The 16,976-nt window shown below is 38.1% G+C and carries 13 protein-coding genes; all 13 read left to right on the top strand.

The features are described from left to right. Window positions 1–148: 148 nt before the first annotated feature. Window positions 149–661, top strand: coding sequence for a DUF3347 domain-containing protein (locus IW18_RS01055; protein ID WP_008463761.1), 513 nt, complete (start codon window positions 149–151; stop codon window positions 659–661). Window position 662: 1 nt separating this feature from the next. Continuing rightward, the gene (locus IW18_RS01050) at window positions 663–1,133 is read left to right on the top strand and encodes a heme-binding domain-containing protein (RefSeq protein WP_008463760.1); all 471 of its coding nucleotides are present in this window, start codon (window positions 663–665) and stop codon (window positions 1,131–1,133) included. Window positions 1,134–1,137: 4 nt separating this feature from the next. After that, window positions 1,138–2,448: an efflux RND transporter permease subunit gene (locus tag IW18_RS01045; protein ID WP_008463756.1), complete on the top strand. Its 1,311-nt coding sequence runs from the start codon at window positions 1,138–1,140 to the stop codon at window positions 2,446–2,448. After that, window positions 2,435–4,369 carry an efflux RND transporter permease subunit gene (locus tag IW18_RS01040; protein ID WP_008463755.1) on the top strand — a complete coding sequence of 645 codons (1,935 nt, stop codon included), beginning with the start codon at window positions 2,435–2,437 and terminating at the stop codon, window positions 4,367–4,369. The genes IW18_RS01045 and IW18_RS01040 overlap by 14 nt, the downstream gene beginning before the upstream one ends. Then, complete coding sequence (locus IW18_RS01035; protein WP_240475519.1) at window positions 4,353–5,603, top strand: TolC family protein; 1,251 nt, start codon at window positions 4,353–4,355, stop codon at window positions 5,601–5,603. The genes IW18_RS01040 and IW18_RS01035 overlap by 17 nt, the downstream gene beginning before the upstream one ends. Continuing rightward, window positions 5,581–6,921, top strand: a complete 1,341-nt coding sequence (locus IW18_RS01030) for an efflux RND transporter periplasmic adaptor subunit (protein ID WP_041515713.1) — start codon at window positions 5,581–5,583, stop codon at window positions 6,919–6,921. Before IW18_RS01035 ends, IW18_RS01030 begins: the two co-directional genes overlap by 23 nt. A 3-nt stretch (window positions 6,922–6,924) precedes the next feature. Next, window positions 6,925–8,139, top strand: coding sequence for an efflux RND transporter periplasmic adaptor subunit (locus IW18_RS01025; RefSeq protein ID WP_041515712.1), 1,215 nt, complete (start codon window positions 6,925–6,927; stop codon window positions 8,137–8,139). Between the two features lie 18 nt (window positions 8,140–8,157). Beyond that, window positions 8,158–8,697, top strand: a complete 540-nt coding sequence (locus IW18_RS01020) for a DUF3347 domain-containing protein (protein WP_041515711.1) — start codon at window positions 8,158–8,160, stop codon at window positions 8,695–8,697. A 178-nt stretch (window positions 8,698–8,875) separates the two neighbouring features. Then, a complete protein-coding gene (locus IW18_RS01015; protein ID WP_041515710.1) occupies window positions 8,876–11,413 on the top strand; it encodes a heavy metal translocating P-type ATPase in 2,538 nt (845 codons plus the stop codon). A 29-nt stretch (window positions 11,414–11,442) separates the two neighbouring features. Next, entirely contained in the window at window positions 11,443–12,687 is a 1,245-nt protein-coding gene (locus IW18_RS01010) for a hypothetical protein (RefSeq protein WP_041515709.1), read from the top strand. A gap of 11 nt (window positions 12,688–12,698) precedes the next feature. Beyond that, complete coding sequence (locus tag IW18_RS01005; RefSeq protein ID WP_041515901.1) at window positions 12,699–13,571, top strand: DUF2911 domain-containing protein; 873 nt, start codon at window positions 12,699–12,701, stop codon at window positions 13,569–13,571. A 155-nt stretch (window positions 13,572–13,726) separates the two neighbouring features. Beyond that, a complete protein-coding gene (locus IW18_RS01000) occupies window positions 13,727–14,215 on the top strand; it encodes a DUF305 domain-containing protein (protein ID WP_240475518.1) in 489 nt (162 codons plus the stop codon). A gap of 28 nt (window positions 14,216–14,243) precedes the next feature. Continuing rightward, the gene (locus IW18_RS00995) at window positions 14,244–16,748 is read left to right on the top strand and encodes a multicopper oxidase domain-containing protein (protein WP_041515707.1); all 2,505 of its coding nucleotides are present in this window, start codon (window positions 14,244–14,246) and stop codon (window positions 16,746–16,748) included. Window positions 16,749–16,976 lie beyond the last annotated feature (228 nt).

The raw sequence follows: 16,976 nt of genomic DNA, 5'->3' as shown, positions 1-16,976 counted from the left end.
TATCTAATTTTTTTAGACTACGCCGTGCGATACTCTTTGCTGAATATTCACTTATTTCCCATGTGTTTATTGTGTAGACAGTCCAATAGATATTTAGAAAAAAAATCAATAGCAACCTATTTTTTAAACAATTTAAAATATAATTAAAATGAAAAATACAATTCTTTCAGCCATATTAATGGTATGCGTAATGGTTTCTGGCAATGCGCAAAGCAAAAAAACAGAAGCAAAATTTTCAACTCAGCAAATTGTTGCAGATTATTTAGCGTTAAAAAATGCACTCGCAAAAGATGACAGCAACGGGGCCGCTAAAGCTGGCAAGGCACTGTATTCGGCTTTCAAAACCACAAATGTAAAATCGATAAATCCAAAATCCAAAGCTGAATATCTTGATATAGCTGACGATGCCAAAGAGCATGCAGAACATATTGGGGCCAATGGCGGTAATATTGAGCATCAAAGAGAGCATTTCGCTCTATTGAGTAAAGACATAAATGATTTGATCAAAACTTTTGGAGCTGCAAAAACACTATATCAGGATTCTTGCCCTATGTATGATGGTGGAAAAGGAGCTATCTGGATCAGTGAAACAAAAGAGATAAAAAACCCTTACTATGGTTCTAAAATGCTTACCTGCGGTTCAATGAAAAAACAATTGTAAAATGAAACGGTTCATCAGAAAGATTCTTTTTATTGGGTTAATTATTTTTCTACTGATGCAATTGTATCAGCCTGCCCGCAATTCCGATTACGGGCAGGTTTTACCAATTCACATTTCAAAAGTCTATCCCATTCCCAAAAATATACAAACGATTCTTAAGACTTCTTGTTACGATTGTCACAGCAGCAACACGCAATATCCATGGTACTCCTACATCCAGCCGGCACGTACCTTTATGGAAGGACATATCAAGGAAGGAAAAGAAAATTTGAATTTCAGCCAATGGGGAAGTTATTCGAAACGAAAACAGGAAAATAAATTAGACCGAATTGCCAAGCAGATAAAAGCCAATCAAATGCCTTTGGCTTCCTATACGCTGATCCATAAAGATGCAGTACTGAATACTGTTCAGAAAGAACAGCTACTCAATTGGATTGAAAAAGTAAGTGATAGTCTTTCAAAAATAAATTAAATCTATGGTACACAAATTAATAGAATGGTCCCTGCGCAACCGTTTCATCATATTACTATTATCAGCAGGAATATTTGTTTGGGGTATTATCTCTATTCAAAAAAATCCTATTGATGCTATTCCAGATCTATCTGAAAATCAGGTAATCGTTTTTACAGAATGGATGGGACGTGCTCCACAGCTCGTTGAAGACCAGATCACCTATCCCTTGGTTACCAACCTTCAGGGATTGCCTAAAATTAAATATGTAAGGGCTGCTTCCATGTTTGGAATGAGTTTTATCTATGTCATTTTTGAGGATGATGTTGATGTATACTGGGCAAGATCAAGAGTACTGGAAAGGCTCAGTACAATTAGCAGCACCCTGCCCAAAGGAGTTGCACCGCAATTGGGACCCGATGGAACCGGAGTTGGCCATATACTCTGGTATACTTTGGACGCTCCCGGCATTGACCTTGGCGAACAAAGGGCACTGCAGGACTGGTATGTCAAATTTGCTTTGCAAAATGTCCCCGGAGTAAGTGAAATTGCTTCTTTTGGAGGATTTCAAAAAGAATACCAGGTTACCATTGATCCAAACAAACTGCTATATTATAAGCTGTCTGTCCCTGAGGTTATAAGCGCCGTACGAGCCAATAATAACGAAAGCGGCGGAAGAAAATTCGACATGAGTGATATTGGCTATATCATTAAGACATCCGGTTATCTGAAATCCATAAAAGAAATTGAGGATATTCCACTGAAAAACCAGAATGGTATCCCTATAAAAGTCAGCGATATAGGAACAGTCCAGATGAGCGGAGAAACCCGATTGGGAATCTTTGATCATAATGGTACAGGCGAAGCTGTTGGAGGCATCGTCGTGATGCGTTACGGTGAAAACGCCGATGCCGTTATTGATAATGTGAAAGAAAAGATGAAAGAAGTCGCAAAAGGGCTTCCTAAAGGGGTAAAATTCAATATTGTATATGACCGAGGGCATCTGATCAAAGAGTCTATTGATTCGGTTAAGCGCACCTTAATTGAAGAGATGATTGTGGTTTCGCTTATCGTTATTATTTTTCTTTTCCATTGGCGCAGCGCATTAAGTATCATAATCCAGATCCCAATTACAATTGCCGCGAGTTTCATACTTCTAAATGCCTTTGGAATATCCTCCAATATCATGTCCCTTACCGGTATCGCACTTGCCATTGGGGTAATAGTTGACAACGGTATTATTATGAGTGAAAATGCCTACCAGCATCTCTCACAACGGTATGCACAATGGGAATCCGAACAAAAAACTGAAACAAACTCTGATGAAAAGAATTAAAAATATATTTCGCAAAAAAACACAGTGGATATCCGAAGAGGAAAGGCTTAAAGTAATTGAGAAAAGCAGCAAGCAGGTTTCTCGCGGGGTATTCTTTGCCACCATAATTATAATTACTTCTTTCCTGCCTGTATTTATGCTTACCGGACAGGAAGGAAAGCTATTCCATCCCTTGGCTTATACAAAAACTTTCATACTGATTGTGGATGCCTTGTTGGTACTTACATTAGCTCCGGTACTGATCTCTTTTTTTATGAAAGGGAAATTCCGTCCAACTGATGCACATCCCGTAAATCGTTTTTTGGAAAAAGGTTATGAGCCTATCATACGCTGGGTCCTAAAATGGAGAAAAACAACCCTTACGGTTAATATTTTGGCGTTATTGATTTCCATTCCATTATTGATGCGGCTGGGAACAGAGTTCATGCCCCCACTGGATGAGCAGAGCATTTTATTTATGCCTGTTACCCTGCCTGATGTATCCAATGGAGAAATCAAACGCATCTTGCAGGTACAGGATAAAATAATAAAATCAGTTCCCGAAGTAGAAAGTGTTTTAGGCAAAGCCGGACGGGCTAATACAGCTACCGATAATTCCCCAATGAGCATGATTGAGACCATTATCATGCTAAAACCAAAATCAGAATGGCGTAAAGGAATAGACAAAAAAGACATTATTAAGGAACTCGATACCAAACTGCAGATCCCGGGTGTGGTAAACGGTTGGACACAGCCTATCATCAACCGTATCAATATGCTCGCTACAGGAATTCGTACCGACGTGGGTATTAAAGTCTACGGTCAAAATCTCGATACCATTGCGCGAGTATCAGAAAGAGTAAAAATGGCTTTAGAGGGAACCCCTGGAGTGTCTGACTTATTTGTGGATCCTATTACTGGTGGCAAATACCTGGATGTTGATGTCAATCGTTCCGAACTGGCCCGTTATGGACTCACTGTAGATGACGTAAACCAAACCGTGGAATTTGCCTTAGGAGGAGCGTCCATCGGCAATACCGTTGAAGGACGAAGACGATTTTCAATAAGCGTTCGTATGGCACAGGACTATAGAAATAGCGTAGAACGCATTAAACGCATTCCCCTGCAGTCTCCAACCTTTGGAGAGGTGCCCCTATCTTCTGTTGCCGATATTAAATTCGTAGATGGCCCTCCAATGATTAGTTCAGAAAATGCACTCCTTCGCGGGGCAGTCATGTTCAACATACGTGATCGTGATATGGGGGGAACCGTACAGGAAGCTATGAAAAAATTAGAAAGTGCCAAAAATATACTTCCCGAAGGGTACTTTATAGAATGGAGCGGACAATATGAGAACCTGATCAGCGGAGAAAAGACCCTTAAAATCATTGCACCGATAGTATTGCTTATTATTTTCTTCTCCCTCTATTTTGCCTTTAATTCCCTTAGAGAAGCCTTCTTAAGTCTTATAACAGTGCCTTTTGCTTTGATTGGAGGTGCCTATATAATTTTTTTCTGGGATGTCAATCTATCAGTGGCAGTAGCTGTAGGTTTTATAGCCTTGTTTGGTATTGCCGTGGAAACCGGAATTGTGATGGTTATCTATCTCAATGATGCAATGGAGCAGCTTATCAAGGCCAAAGGTAATTCAAGAGAAACCATTACTAAAGACGATCTCAGAGAATATGTGGTACACGGCGCCGCAAAGAGATTACGCCCAAAACTAATGACCGTCTGTGTCTCATTATTTGGATTAGTGCCTGTCCTTTGGTCCAATGGTGTCGGAATGGATGTAATGAAACCAATCGTATTGCCTATGATTGGCGGCGTATTTACCTCTGCCGTACATATCTTATTAGTAACCCCGCTTATTTTCCTAATGTCTAAAGAATATGAATTACGAAAATATGGCAAACTTGAAGTACATGATGTCAAACATTAAAATACTGGCAGTACTATTGCTTTTACTGCCATTACAGCTATTGAGCCAGACCCAACAGGTCTTGTCTCTTGATACAATCCTTCACAGGATTGATAAAAAAAACGTGCTCCTGCAAAGCTATAGCCTAAAGGCTGAAGGGTACAAATATAGTGCTGATGCCGCAACGGCATGGATGGCACCAATGGTGGGTGTTGGGACATTTATGACACCCTATCCTTTTCAGGAAGTTATGGATGACCGCGACAAAGGATCTTTAATGTTCAGAGTTGAACAAGATATCCCCAATATAGGAAAGCTAAACAAGAAGAAAAAATTTATCCAGTCCCAAGGAAATATTGAGAACGCTACGCGGACCGTTACCCTTAACGACTATAAAGCGCAGGCCAAACAGCTCTACTACAGCTGGATGGTAGCCGAAGAGCGAATGAAAGTTTTGGATCAGAACGAAAAGATAATGTTGACCATGAAAAAGATTGAGGAAGTACGCTATCCTTACAATCAGTCGCAATTGGGTAATGTATACAAGATTGACGCAAGGATTGAAGAGAACAAAAATATGATCCGCATGCAGGAAGGTGAAATCGCAAAAGCAAGAGCATGGCTCAACAGCTTGATGAACCAGCCTGGCAATGCTGATTTTTCAATCGACACAAGTATTATTCCTGTCTTCAACCCTGCTTTGCACGACACCACAAGTCTTGCTGCTGTGCGGGGAGATATTAAAAAGATGGATGCGGGAATTGAATCGATGCAGCTCAGTATTCAGGCGATGAAAGCGGAGAAAAATCCCTCTTTTAAAATCCAGTTTGACCACATGAATTCTTTCGATAAAATGATGCCCAAAGCCTATTCGGTAATGGCAATGATGTCTATTCCTATTGCTCCATGGTCATCAAAAATGTATAAATCAGATGTTAAAGCAATGCAATATAATGTACAGGCAATGGAGAAAGAGAAATCCGCCATGCTGCAGGAAACCCAGGGTATGTTATATGGTATGCAATATGAAATACTGACCATGCAAAAAAGAATCCAGGGACTCGAAACAAAAATAATCCCTTCAATGCAAAAATCGCTGGATGTAAACTTTCTGAACTATCAGGAAAACAAACTGCAGATTCCTGTAGTAATTGACTCCTGGGAAGCTTTAAATATGCTGCAGAATAACTTATTAGATGAAAAATTAAAACTATATCAAATGATTGTCGATTATGAAAAAGAACTCTATCGCTAAGTTAGTCGGATTGTTATTCGTTTCGATATTAGTATTGACAGCCTGTAACAAGAAAACAGAGCATAACAGTAAGCCCGCACATCAGCATAGTACAAATCAGGAATATACTTGTCCAATGCATCCCGAAGTTATTCAGGATAAGCCCGGCAGCTGCCCAATATGCGGGATGGAATTGGTTGCAAGACACACTCCTGGAACGGAAACAGCTATAGACAGCAGCCTGAAACACCTTTTAAAACCAGTTAACGAACAAGTTGTTTCAAACATATCTGTCATAAAACCTGACGAGGGTACTAAAATATTCTCTATGCAGGTACAGGGAATTATTACCTACGATACCCGCGAGCAGACCAGTATCTCCAGCAGGGTAAGCGGAAGGATTGAGCGTCTGCTGATTAAGTACAATTATCAGCCCGTAAAAAAAGGACAGTTAATCATGGAAATCTATTCCCCTGATCTGGCTGCCGCGCAAAGAGAGTTGTTATTTATTTATCAATCTGACCCAAACAATCCGATGCTTCAAAAAGCAAAAGACAGACTCTCTCTGCTGGGTATGCAACAGGGGCAAATTCAACAGGTATTAAAAACAGGTAAAATCTCCTATCGCATTCCTGTTTACAGTAATGCCACCGGGTACATCTTAGACAACACGGGAGCGGCAAATGCTTCTGCAACAGCTCCTGCGGCTTCGCCTCAAAGCGCACCGTCAGATGATGGTATGGGCGCAATGGGTTCAAGTAGCAGTGCAGCATCAAATAGCAGCGCATCTGCCCCTGCTTCCTCTGCTATTATGCTAAGAGAAGGACAATATGTTGGTGCAGGACAATCTCTTTTTACAATATATACCAACAAAAACCTTATCGCTGAGTTTGCTTTTGATCCATCGGTATCATCCCAGATTAAAAAAGGACAAAAGTTGGTGTTTTATGAACCCTCAGATAAGCAAACCGTGTATACTGGTACTATCGGACTCATTCAACCCGTCTTTAAAGAGGGAAGCAACTTTACCATAGCCCGAATTTATTTGCAGGATAATAAATTTCAGACCGGAAAATTAGTAACTGCAGCCATTCCTATTGTCAGTAAAGGCTGGTGGCTTCCACAAAGCGCCGTTCTTAATTTAGGAAATAAATCCATCGTTTTCAAAAAAGAGCAGGACGTGTTTGTTCCCAGAGAAGTTAAAACGAAAAATAATGGTGATGGAATGGTGCTAATAGACCAAGACATCAATAATTGGAATATCGCCAGTAATGCGGCTTATATGATAGACAGTGAGAGTTTTATCAAGACAGCTTCAGAAAATAAATTAAAAAATTAAGCCATGAACAATAAACTAATAATTCGTACTATTTTGCTCATTGCAATGGTTTTTCCACTTCTATTTACAGCATGTGCCCAAAAAGAAGAAAAAAAAACCAGTCAGGAAAAAGCTCAAACCTATACCTGCCCCATGCATCCGCAAATTGTAAAAGATGGCCCGGGCTCATGCCCGATCTGTGGAATGGATTTAGTGCCTTTTGAAAAAAACAACGCACAGGACTTTCTAACCTTGGGACCCAGCCAGCAGGCACTAGCTAATCTGACTACAATAACTGCTGGGGAAAATGAATTTTCAAATTCTTCTCATCTTAACGGACGTTTGGTTACTGACCCTGAGCAAACTATTTACATTTCAAGTCGTGTGGCAGGAAGGATTGAAGAGTTGTATGTAAAAGAAACTGGTGTTCCCGTTCGAAAAGGCCAGCCTTTGTACAAAATATATTCAGAGCAGCTTTCAGCCCTGCAGCAGGAGTACCTTCTAGCTACGGCACAGGCTGCAAGCTTTACTGAGGATAAACGATTTGCCCAAATAAAAAATGCTGCAAAACAAAAACTATTATTATATGGACAATCTGAAGCACAGCTTAATGAATTATTAAAAAAACAAAAAGCTTCTCCTTATGTTGTTTATTATGCCCCGGATTCAGGAATAGTTGCAGAACTTTCCATAACAGAAGGCCAATATGTAGCAGAAGGAGGCTCTATTATGAAACTGGAAGATTATACCCGTTTATGGGTCGAAGCTGATGTCTATCCCGCAGATGCTGGTAAAGTTAAAATAGGCCAAAAAGTAAAAGTTATAGTCTCGGGTTATGAAGATCAGCCCCAAACAATGACAGTAGATTTTATAAATCCTGCCCTGCAGACAAGCAAACAGCTCATACAGCTGCGAGGTGCTATTGCCAATCCAAACAAGCAATGGCAGGCAGGTCAACAGGCAATTGTTTTACTGCCTTCATCAGAACAAAAAATGAAATTAACCATACCTGTAGATGCCGTAATAAGAGACGGCAGCGGTACACATGTGTGGATTGAAATTGAAAAAGGCAAATATCAGCCTAGAATGGTGGCTATTGGTTCTGAAACCTTCGATGAAGTCGAAATTACCAGTGGCTTAACAAAAGGTGATATTGTGGTTGCAACTGGCGCCTATCTCTTGTACAGTGAATTTATATTAAAAAAAGGCAAAAACCCAATGTCAGGAATGAAAATGTAATAATTAATCAAGCAAATAATGAAAGAATTAATCAAATCAGGAATCTCCATATTATCAATCTTGTTGCTTATTGCCTGTGGTAATAATGAAAACAAAAAGAAAGAGATTCCACAGAATAAGAAAACGTCAGTCGCAATTACTAAGGAATCCGAAGTAAAGATAAATGATGATCTTTTAAACGCAATTTACAGCCAGTATACTCATTTAACAGTTGCCCTTACTCAAGGTAATATCGCAGAGGCAAAACTGGCAGCTAATGCGATTGAGGCGGGAGCGCAAAAAATCAGCGCCAACAGTAATCTTGTTACAAGTGCTGGGGCAATCGTTTCAGCTCCGGATATTGAAAAGCAGCGAGTAGCTTATTCTCAACTAAGTAATGAAATGGCTGGCTTGCTGAAGAAAGCAGGAATGGCTGACGCTGAGCTGTATGTGCACTATTGTCCAATGGCTTTTGATAATAAAGGGGCAGTATGGATTAGTACTACCAAAGAAGTGCGTAACCCTTACTTTGGAGAAAAAATGCTTAAATGTGGTGAGGTGAAAGAAACAATTAAATAATCAGAATCTAAGATTGAAGACGGTTTGTAATTATTTTTTAGTGTTAAACAATTGGTTGAAACAGCTGATGAGAAACAAGCCATTTGAAACAAGTTTAAAATACATATTAGCTTCAAAAAAAAACACTAACTTTCTATATACTAAACAAATAACACATCGTATCTAAAAAAACAACCTTATGACACATACCTATACAATATCAGGAATGACTTGCGATGGATGCCGCACCAAAGTAGAAAAAACATTAAATGCAGTCGAAGGAATAAAGGCAAATGTCACATTAGATCCACCGATGGCAACCATTACGATGGAAAAACATATTGCCACCGAAGAACTTCAAGCCGCATTAACTGCCGTTGGAAAGTACACCATTGAAATGACTCATGCTACTCATTCCCACGAAAAAACAGCTGAGAAATCATGCTGTAGTACTGCTAATGATCATCAACACAACAAGGATCATAAAAAAATAGCGGTACCTCATAATCATGCCGGTGGAAAATACTATTGCCCAATGCATTGTGAAGGTGATAAAATGTATGATAAAGCCGGAGATTGTCCTGTGTGCGGAATGGATTTGATACAAGAGCCAGCAGCTATTCAAGTACAGCAATATACCTGTCCGATGCATTCGGAAGTTATTACCAATGCGCCTGGTTCATGCCCAATTTGTGGAATGGACTTAGTGCCTATGGAGCCAACGGATACAGAGGAGAACAAAGTATATAAGGAGTTGCTGCAAAAAATGAAAATAGCAATACTCTTTACGGTGCCTATCTTTTTTATTGCTATGATAGAGATGATGCATGACAATCCATTATTGAAAATAATGGACGTTCAAAAATGGAATTGGGTTCAGCTGATTTTCTCACTCCCCGTGATGTTTTATGCCGGTTGGATGTTTTTCGTTCGCGGATGGAAATCAATTGTAACTTGGAATTTAAATATGTTTACCCTTATCGCAATTGGTACTGGGGTAGCATTTTTGTTTAGTATTGTTGGAATGTTTTTTCCGGATGTATTTCCGGAGGAGTTTAAATCGGAACACGGAACAATTCATCTTTATTTTGAAGCGGCAACGGTAATTCTTACACTGGTATTACTAGGACAATTGCTTGAAGCAAGAGCGCACAGTCAAACCAGTGGTGCCATAAAAGAATTATTGAAATTAGCACCTACCGAAGCTACTTTGGTTCTTGAAGGAGTCGATAAAATAATCTCAATCCATGATATCAAAAAAGGTGATTTATTACGGGTAAAACCCGGAGACAAAATTCCTGTGGATGGGAAGATAACCGATGGTGAAAGCACAATAGACGAATCGATGATTACCGGCGAACCAATTCCTGTGGATAAAAAAATGGGAGATGCGGTATCATCAGGAACCATCAATGGAAACAGATCATTTGTTATGATTGCCGAAAAAGTAGGTTCGGAAACTTTGCTTTCGCAAATTATACAAATGGTCAATAATGCAAGCCGTTCCAGAGCACCAATACAGAAACTAGCAGATAGTATCGCCAAATATTTTGTGCCGATTGTTGTTGTTATCTCTGTTCTTACTTTTTTCATTTGGGCAAAATTTGGCCCGGAACCGGCAATGGTTTACGGATTTATCAACGCCATTGCCGTATTGATAATTGCTTGTCCATGTGCACTGGGTTTAGCAACACCGATGTCTGTAATGGTAGGGGTTGGTAAAGGAGCACAATCGGGAATTCTCATAAAAAATGCCGAAGCCTTAGAAAATATGAACAAAGTAAATGTTCTGATTACTGATAAAACGGGGACAATTACCGAAGGAAAACCTTCTGTAGAGAAAATTGTTGCTTTCGAGTATTCAGAAGAGGAACTGTTACAATTTATTGCTTCTTTAAATCAATATAGCGAACACCCTTTGGCACAGGCCGTAGTGAAATTTGCAAAAGCGAAAAATGTCTCTTTGACAAAAGTCAATGATTTTGAAAACATCGCAGGTAAAGGAGTGATTGGAACTGCTATTGGTAAGAAGACGGCATTAGGCAATAAAAAATTAATGGAGCAAGCAGGGGCAATTGTTTCTGCTGTCATAGAAGAGAAAATTATTGCCGAGCAAAAATTAGGAAAGACGGTTTCTTACATCGCTGTAGATAAAAACGTGGTGGGATTTGTAACGATAACCGATGCCATAAAAGAAACCAGTGCTGCTGCTATAAAAGAATTAATGCGTCAAGGAGTTGAAGTAATCATGCTTACGGGAGATAATATAAATACTGCCAAGGCTGTTGCCGACGAATTGCATTTGACTTCTTTTCAAGCAGGCTGTTTACCAGAGGATAAATTAAAAGTAATCGAGAAATTACAAGCTGAAGGAAAAATTGTTGCTATGGCGGGTGACGGTATAAATGATGCGCCGGCTTTGGCACAATCGGATATCGGAATTGCGATGGGAACAGGAACAGATGTTGCAATAGAAAGTGCCAAGATTACATTGGTAAAAGGAGATTTGCAAGGAATTGTAAAAGCTAAAAACCTGAGCCATGCTGTAATGAGCAATATAAAACAAAATCTCTTCTTTGCTTTTATATACAACGTATTAGGGGTTCCTGTTGCAGCTGGAGTTTTATATCCGTTTTTCGGAATATTACTTTCTCCTATGATTGCTGCCCTGGCAATGAGCTTTAGTTCTGTATCTGTTATTGTCAATGCATTGCGATTAAGAAGTTTAAAACTCTAAAGAATAAATAATTTACTATACAAACAAAGATGACCAATCTAGGACAAATTATTCTGCAGTATAAAATTGATAACGAAAGTGTCTACAATACCTGGTTTATATATAACGATCAACGATTAAAGGCATTTCGCACTATAAGACGCGGTGTTCTGCAAGTCATTGAGGATATTAAAAGCAAAACCTTTCCTAATGATTTCAAAGAAAGCAGCCTAGAATTTGTACTGAGCTGCATTGCTGAACAAAAACAAGTCTTTGCCGGAGTTTCACATCCGTTTTACTGGAAACCCAAATTACGCATTCCAGATATCTATGAAAATCAAAACAATAAATTGGCTTTTGGTCAGTTTCTTGAAAATTGTATCAATGCCAAGTCTGAAGAACAGGTTGTAAAAGAAATCATAAGACTCGATGAATTAAAAATTAAAGGCTTAGGGCCAGCGGTTGCCAGTATTCTATATTTCATACACCCAACCTGGTTCCCACCATTCAACACTGCTATTCTAAATGGTTTTAATTTTCTTTTTAAAGACAAAAAAAAATTGGGAAGCTGGACAGAATATCTTAAAATACGAGAAGTTTTAATGGAAACTAACAGTTTGCATAAATCTCAGCTCTCAAATGATTTGGGTGCCATCGCTGGATTGTGTTTTGAAATTGGAACTCAGAAAATGCTAATAGGCAATGATGAATATTTAAGCGAAGTAGAACGTGCAAGATTCGAAAAAAACGTACACAAACGTCAGAAAGAAATACTTGACGAAAAACTAGAAGAAAATCTGCATAGTGAAATGCAGTACCATTTATTAAAAATTGGAGTTTCATTGGGTTTCGATGTTACTCCGGCAAGCAATGATAAAAGCAAATCGTTTGATGGGCAGAATTTCTCCTTTATTTCACTTGGAAAATTCCCTGAGCTGCCTACTGACAAGGACACTCAAAATACCATCAAGTTAATTGATGTGTTGTGGTTCGAAAAAGGCACAAACAAAATTATAGGAGCCTTTGAAGTAGAAAAGAGCACTAGTATCTATTCGGGCATACTACGGTTGTCTGACCTATACTTTACTATTTCAAACGGACAGGAAGTTTTTTATATTATAATTCCAAATAATCGGGAAAAGGATTTAGTCCTTCAACTCAATAGACCTGTTATAAAAAACTCTAAAATGAATATTAAGTATATCCTGTTTTCTGAACTAAGAGCCAATTGTGATGCTATATGCAAATTTGGCAGCGACCATTCGATAATGGAAAAAATATCAAAATCAATTTAAAATTAAAAACTATGAAAAAAATAATTCTGCTAAGCTTCATTATTATGCAATCGTTATCAATTTCTGCACAAGAAAAAATTCAAATTAAACTTACCCCTGCAAGTCCCTCTGCATCATTTCAACAAGAAATCGGAAGTTCTACAGTCAAAATATCCTATAGCAGACCCTTAGTAAGAGGGCGAAAAATATTTGGCGAATTAGTGCCTTTTGGTAAACTCTGGCGAACAGGCGCCAGCGATTGTACGACCATAAGTACTAATGAAGATATTGCTTTTGGAAACAATATTTTAAGAGAAGGAACTTATTCTGTATTCTCAATTCCTTCAGAAAATGAGTGGACTATAATTATCAATAGTGATATTACTTTACATGGCGAAACTGGTTATGATGAGAAAAAAGATGTTATGCGTTTTACCGTTCCCACAGAAAAAACGATTGGTTTTTATGAAACTTTTACCATTGAATTAAATGACATCAACAGTAAAGGAGAAGGCTTCCTTAAAATAGAATGGGAAAACACAATGGTTAAAATACCTATGAAAAGCAAAGCTGACAAAGAAATTTTAGCCCTAATTGACAAATATATTATTAAAGAAAAAAGTCAAAATGCTACTTTATTGTTTCAGGCAGCAAATTATTATTCAGCCACGTGCAGAGCAAACAACCAAGCAGTATCGTGGTTAGCTGAAGCTGAAAAATTAGATCCTGAAAATTTTTATTATCCGACTTTAAGACAGAAAATCTCAGTAGAACTCAAGGATTATCCCAATGCCATCGAGGCTGCAAAAAAAGCCCTTGCAATTGCAGAACAGAAAAAAATGAAAGGCACGGAAAAATTAAAAAACCAGCTTGAAGAGTTACAATTATTACTTAAAAGCAAATAAATATTAAGCTATTACAATATCACATTGAAAAATACAAGCGCAGAAAAAATCCCCGCCACTTAAGCTAATGCTGTATTATATTATAGTGCCATTAGATTTGTTTTGGAGGAAAATTTATTAATCTAAATAACTTTTAAAGGAAAAAAATCATGAAAATGGAACACACAACACAGCAGCATTCAAAAGAGAAAAACCCAAAAATGTACAAAAAATTAGCATTTATGATCGTATTGTCATTTATTGCTATGTACATCCTAATGTACTCGATGGTAGATGTTTTTGCTAATGTCATTCCCAATGTAAATCAATTTTACATGGCAGGACTAATGACTATGCCGATGCTCATAATTGAGATTATTGTAATGGGCAGTATGTATATGAATAAAAAGTGGAACATGGCATTACTTGCCATAGGCGGCCTTGCTGCAATTATTTTTTTTTCCTGCATCAGACTGCAAGCGGCTGTTGACGATAAAGAGTTCTTAAAATCAATGATTCCACACCATGCAGCGGCAATCCTCATGGCCAAAGAGGCTTCCCTTCAAGATCTAGAAATAAGTCAGCTTGCACAAGACATTATAAAAGCACAAGAAGCTGAAATTGCGCAGATGAAAGCCAAGTTGGGTGAAATGAAAAAAAAATAACAGAACAATATTCTATAAAAATAGCAATATGAAAAATATACTTACAATACTAGTTTTTATCATGCTTCCTGTCCTAATTTATGCTCAGGATATGAAAACAATGGAAATGGATAAAAAGCCTTCGAAAGAAGAGTCAAATCCCACTACGTATACTTGTCCAATGCATCCCGAAATTCATGAAGCCAAACCAGGAAACTGCCCCAAGTGCGGTATGAAACTAGTTCCGGAAAAGTCAGACAAGCAAACAAAAACAGCAGAAAATAAAGCCACCAAGCAAACTGACCAAGGTAATAAGACACTTCAGGACGGCAATAGTAGTTCTATTTCTCAGAAAAGAGCTGAAGAAAATACTTCGCCACCGCGTGTAGTCCGATATGACCTGTATATAAGAGACACAATTGTAAATTTTACAGGAAAAGCAAAAAGGGCCATTGCCGTTAACGGACAAATACCTATGCCTACTTTGACCTTTACAGAAGGAGATACTGCGGAAATCTATGTTCACAATGAGCTGGATGAAGATACTTCCTTGCATTGGCATGGCTTATTCTTACCCAATCAATATGATGGTGTGCCAAATCTAACTCAAATGCCAATTAAACCCCATACGACGCATCTGTATACTTTTCCCATTATTCAGCATGGCACACACTGGTATCATAGCCATACGGAACTTCAGGAACAGATAGGCATGTACGGTTCGTTCATTATGAATAAAAGGACAGATGATCCGACCTTTCGCAAGGGAATCGATGATTTGCCTTCCGTTCCCATAATACTAAGTGAATGGACAGATATGAAACCTGAAAATGTACATCGATTACTGCACAATGCATCAGACTGGTTTGCTATTAAAAAGGGCACTACACAAAGTTATGCAGAAGCTATAAAACAGGGGTATTTCAGCGACAAAATAAAAAATGAATGGAAGCGAATGAATGCCATGGATGTCAGTGATGTTTATTACGACAAATTTTTAATCAATGGGAAAAATGAAAATCAGCTTTCCCAATTTAAAGCAGGTGATAAGGTCCGATTACGGGTTTCCAATGGAGGTGCATCAACCTACTTTTGGTTAACCTATGCCGGTGGGAAAATTACGGTTGTGGCAAATGATGGGAATGACGTAGAACCCGTTGAGGTTGATCGACTAATTATTGCAGTTTCTGAAACCTATGACATAGTTGTTACTATTCCAGCTGATAAAACAGCTTATGAATTTTTAGCAACACCCGAAGACCGAACAAAATCTACGTCCCTTTACATCGGAAGCGGAATTAAGCAATTAGTAGCTCCTTTGCCAAAACTTAAATATTTCGAAGGAATGAAAATGATGAACGGCATGATGAAAATGAATGGCGATCTGGATGACATGGGAATGAGCATGAGCCTTAATAAGATGGATATGAATGTAGTAATGTATCCTGAGATTACAGGTGAAACAAAGCCTAAAACCAGTACAAAGATGGAAGGAATGAAAATGGATGCTGAGCAATATAATGCCAATGCACTTTCGGATATTACAACACTAAATTATGCAATGCTTAAATCACCTACAAAAACTACGCTTCCCGAAAATGCCCCTGTTAAAGAACTAAAATTTGAACTTACGGGGAATATGAATCGATATGTATGGAGTCTGGACAATAAGGTGGTTTCAGAAGCTGATAAAATATTAATTAAAAAAGGTGAAAATGTACGTATAATTTTGCATAATAATTCTATGATGCGCCATCCAATGCACTTGCATGGACATGATTTCAGGGTTCTTAATGGACAAGGAGAATATGCACCATTAAAAAATGTGATTGATATAATGCCTATGGAAACCGATACTTTGGAATTTAATGCCAATGTTGATGGAGACTGGTTTTTTCACTGCCATATTTTATATCATATGATGAGCGGAATGGGCAGGGTTTTTACTTATGAAAATCAGCCGGCCAATCCTGAAATACCAAACCCAAAACTAGCACAGCGAAAACTTTTTGCCGACGACAGAAAATTCCACTTTATGGCAGAAAATGATTTTGCCACCAATGGAAATGACGGTGAAGCAATGTATCAAAGTACACGCTGGAGCATTGGAACCGAATGGAGGTTAGGATACAATGACATGCATGGTTATGAAACAGAAACACATATTGGTCGATATATTGGAAAAATGCAATGGTTAATGCCTTTTATAGGATTTGACTGGAGATATAGAAGAATGGGAGAAGATATACAAGAAAATAATCTTTTTGGACAAACCAATACTAAGGATAAACGTGCAGTGGTAAGTCTAGGGGTTAACTACATCCTACCTATGTTAATAGTAGCACAAGCTGAAGTTTTTACCGATGGTAAAGTCAGATTACAATTTGAACGTAAAGACATTCCCGTTTCTAAACGGCTTAGAATGAATTTGATGTGGAATACAGACAAGGAATATATGGCAGGACTACGCTATATAATTACCAGATGGGGTTCTTTGTCTTCACACTATGACAGTGATATGGGCTTTGGTGCAGGATTTATTTTAAATTACTAGCTTATAAGTACAATAGTAAATTATTGTAAGACCAAATTCTAGAATTAAGATTAATCGGTTAATATTGAAGGATATCAATTTTTTTAAATTGTCTTTCATTTGAACGGTGTGGAAGTCCATTCAAATTAATGATCGAAATTGAACCAGTATGAAAATCTAATAATACCAATTTTAAATTTAAAATTGGTATTATTAATAACAAATAACTGCAAATGCTGAACATCTTTC

Origin of the sequence: Flavobacterium hibernum, from assembly GCF_000832125.1 — a bacterium.
GTDB classification, from domain to species: domain Bacteria; phylum Bacteroidota; class Bacteroidia; order Flavobacteriales; family Flavobacteriaceae; genus Flavobacterium; species Flavobacterium hibernum.
This window is presented reverse-complemented; position numbering and strand designations above follow the sequence as displayed.

Coding starts and splice junctions, on each gene's coding strand:
- IW18_RS01055 (WP_008463761.1), top strand. CDS start 149: ATGAAAAATACAATTCTTTCAGCCATATTAATGGTATGCGTAATGGTT.
- IW18_RS01050 (WP_008463760.1), top strand. CDS start 663: ATGAAACGGTTCATCAGAAAGATTCTTTTTATTGGGTTAATTATTTTT.
- IW18_RS01045 (WP_008463756.1), top strand. CDS start 1,138: ATGGTACACAAATTAATAGAATGGTCCCTGCGCAACCGTTTCATCATA.
- IW18_RS01040 (WP_008463755.1), top strand. CDS start 2,435: ATGAAAAGAATTAAAAATATATTTCGCAAAAAAACACAGTGGATATCC.
- IW18_RS01035 (WP_240475519.1), top strand. CDS start 4,353: ATGATGTCAAACATTAAAATACTGGCAGTACTATTGCTTTTACTGCCA.
- IW18_RS01030 (WP_041515713.1), top strand. CDS start 5,581: ATGAAAAAGAACTCTATCGCTAAGTTAGTCGGATTGTTATTCGTTTCG.
- IW18_RS01025 (WP_041515712.1), top strand. CDS start 6,925: ATGAACAATAAACTAATAATTCGTACTATTTTGCTCATTGCAATGGTT.
- IW18_RS01020 (WP_041515711.1), top strand. CDS start 8,158: ATGAAAGAATTAATCAAATCAGGAATCTCCATATTATCAATCTTGTTG.
- IW18_RS01015 (WP_041515710.1), top strand. CDS start 8,876: ATGACACATACCTATACAATATCAGGAATGACTTGCGATGGATGCCGC.
- IW18_RS01010 (WP_041515709.1), top strand. CDS start 11,443: ATGACCAATCTAGGACAAATTATTCTGCAGTATAAAATTGATAACGAA.
- IW18_RS01005 (WP_041515901.1), top strand. CDS start 12,699: ATGAAAAAAATAATTCTGCTAAGCTTCATTATTATGCAATCGTTATCA.
- IW18_RS01000 (WP_240475518.1), top strand. CDS start 13,727: ATGGAACACACAACACAGCAGCATTCAAAAGAGAAAAACCCAAAAATG.
- IW18_RS00995 (WP_041515707.1), top strand. CDS start 14,244: ATGAAAAATATACTTACAATACTAGTTTTTATCATGCTTCCTGTCCTA.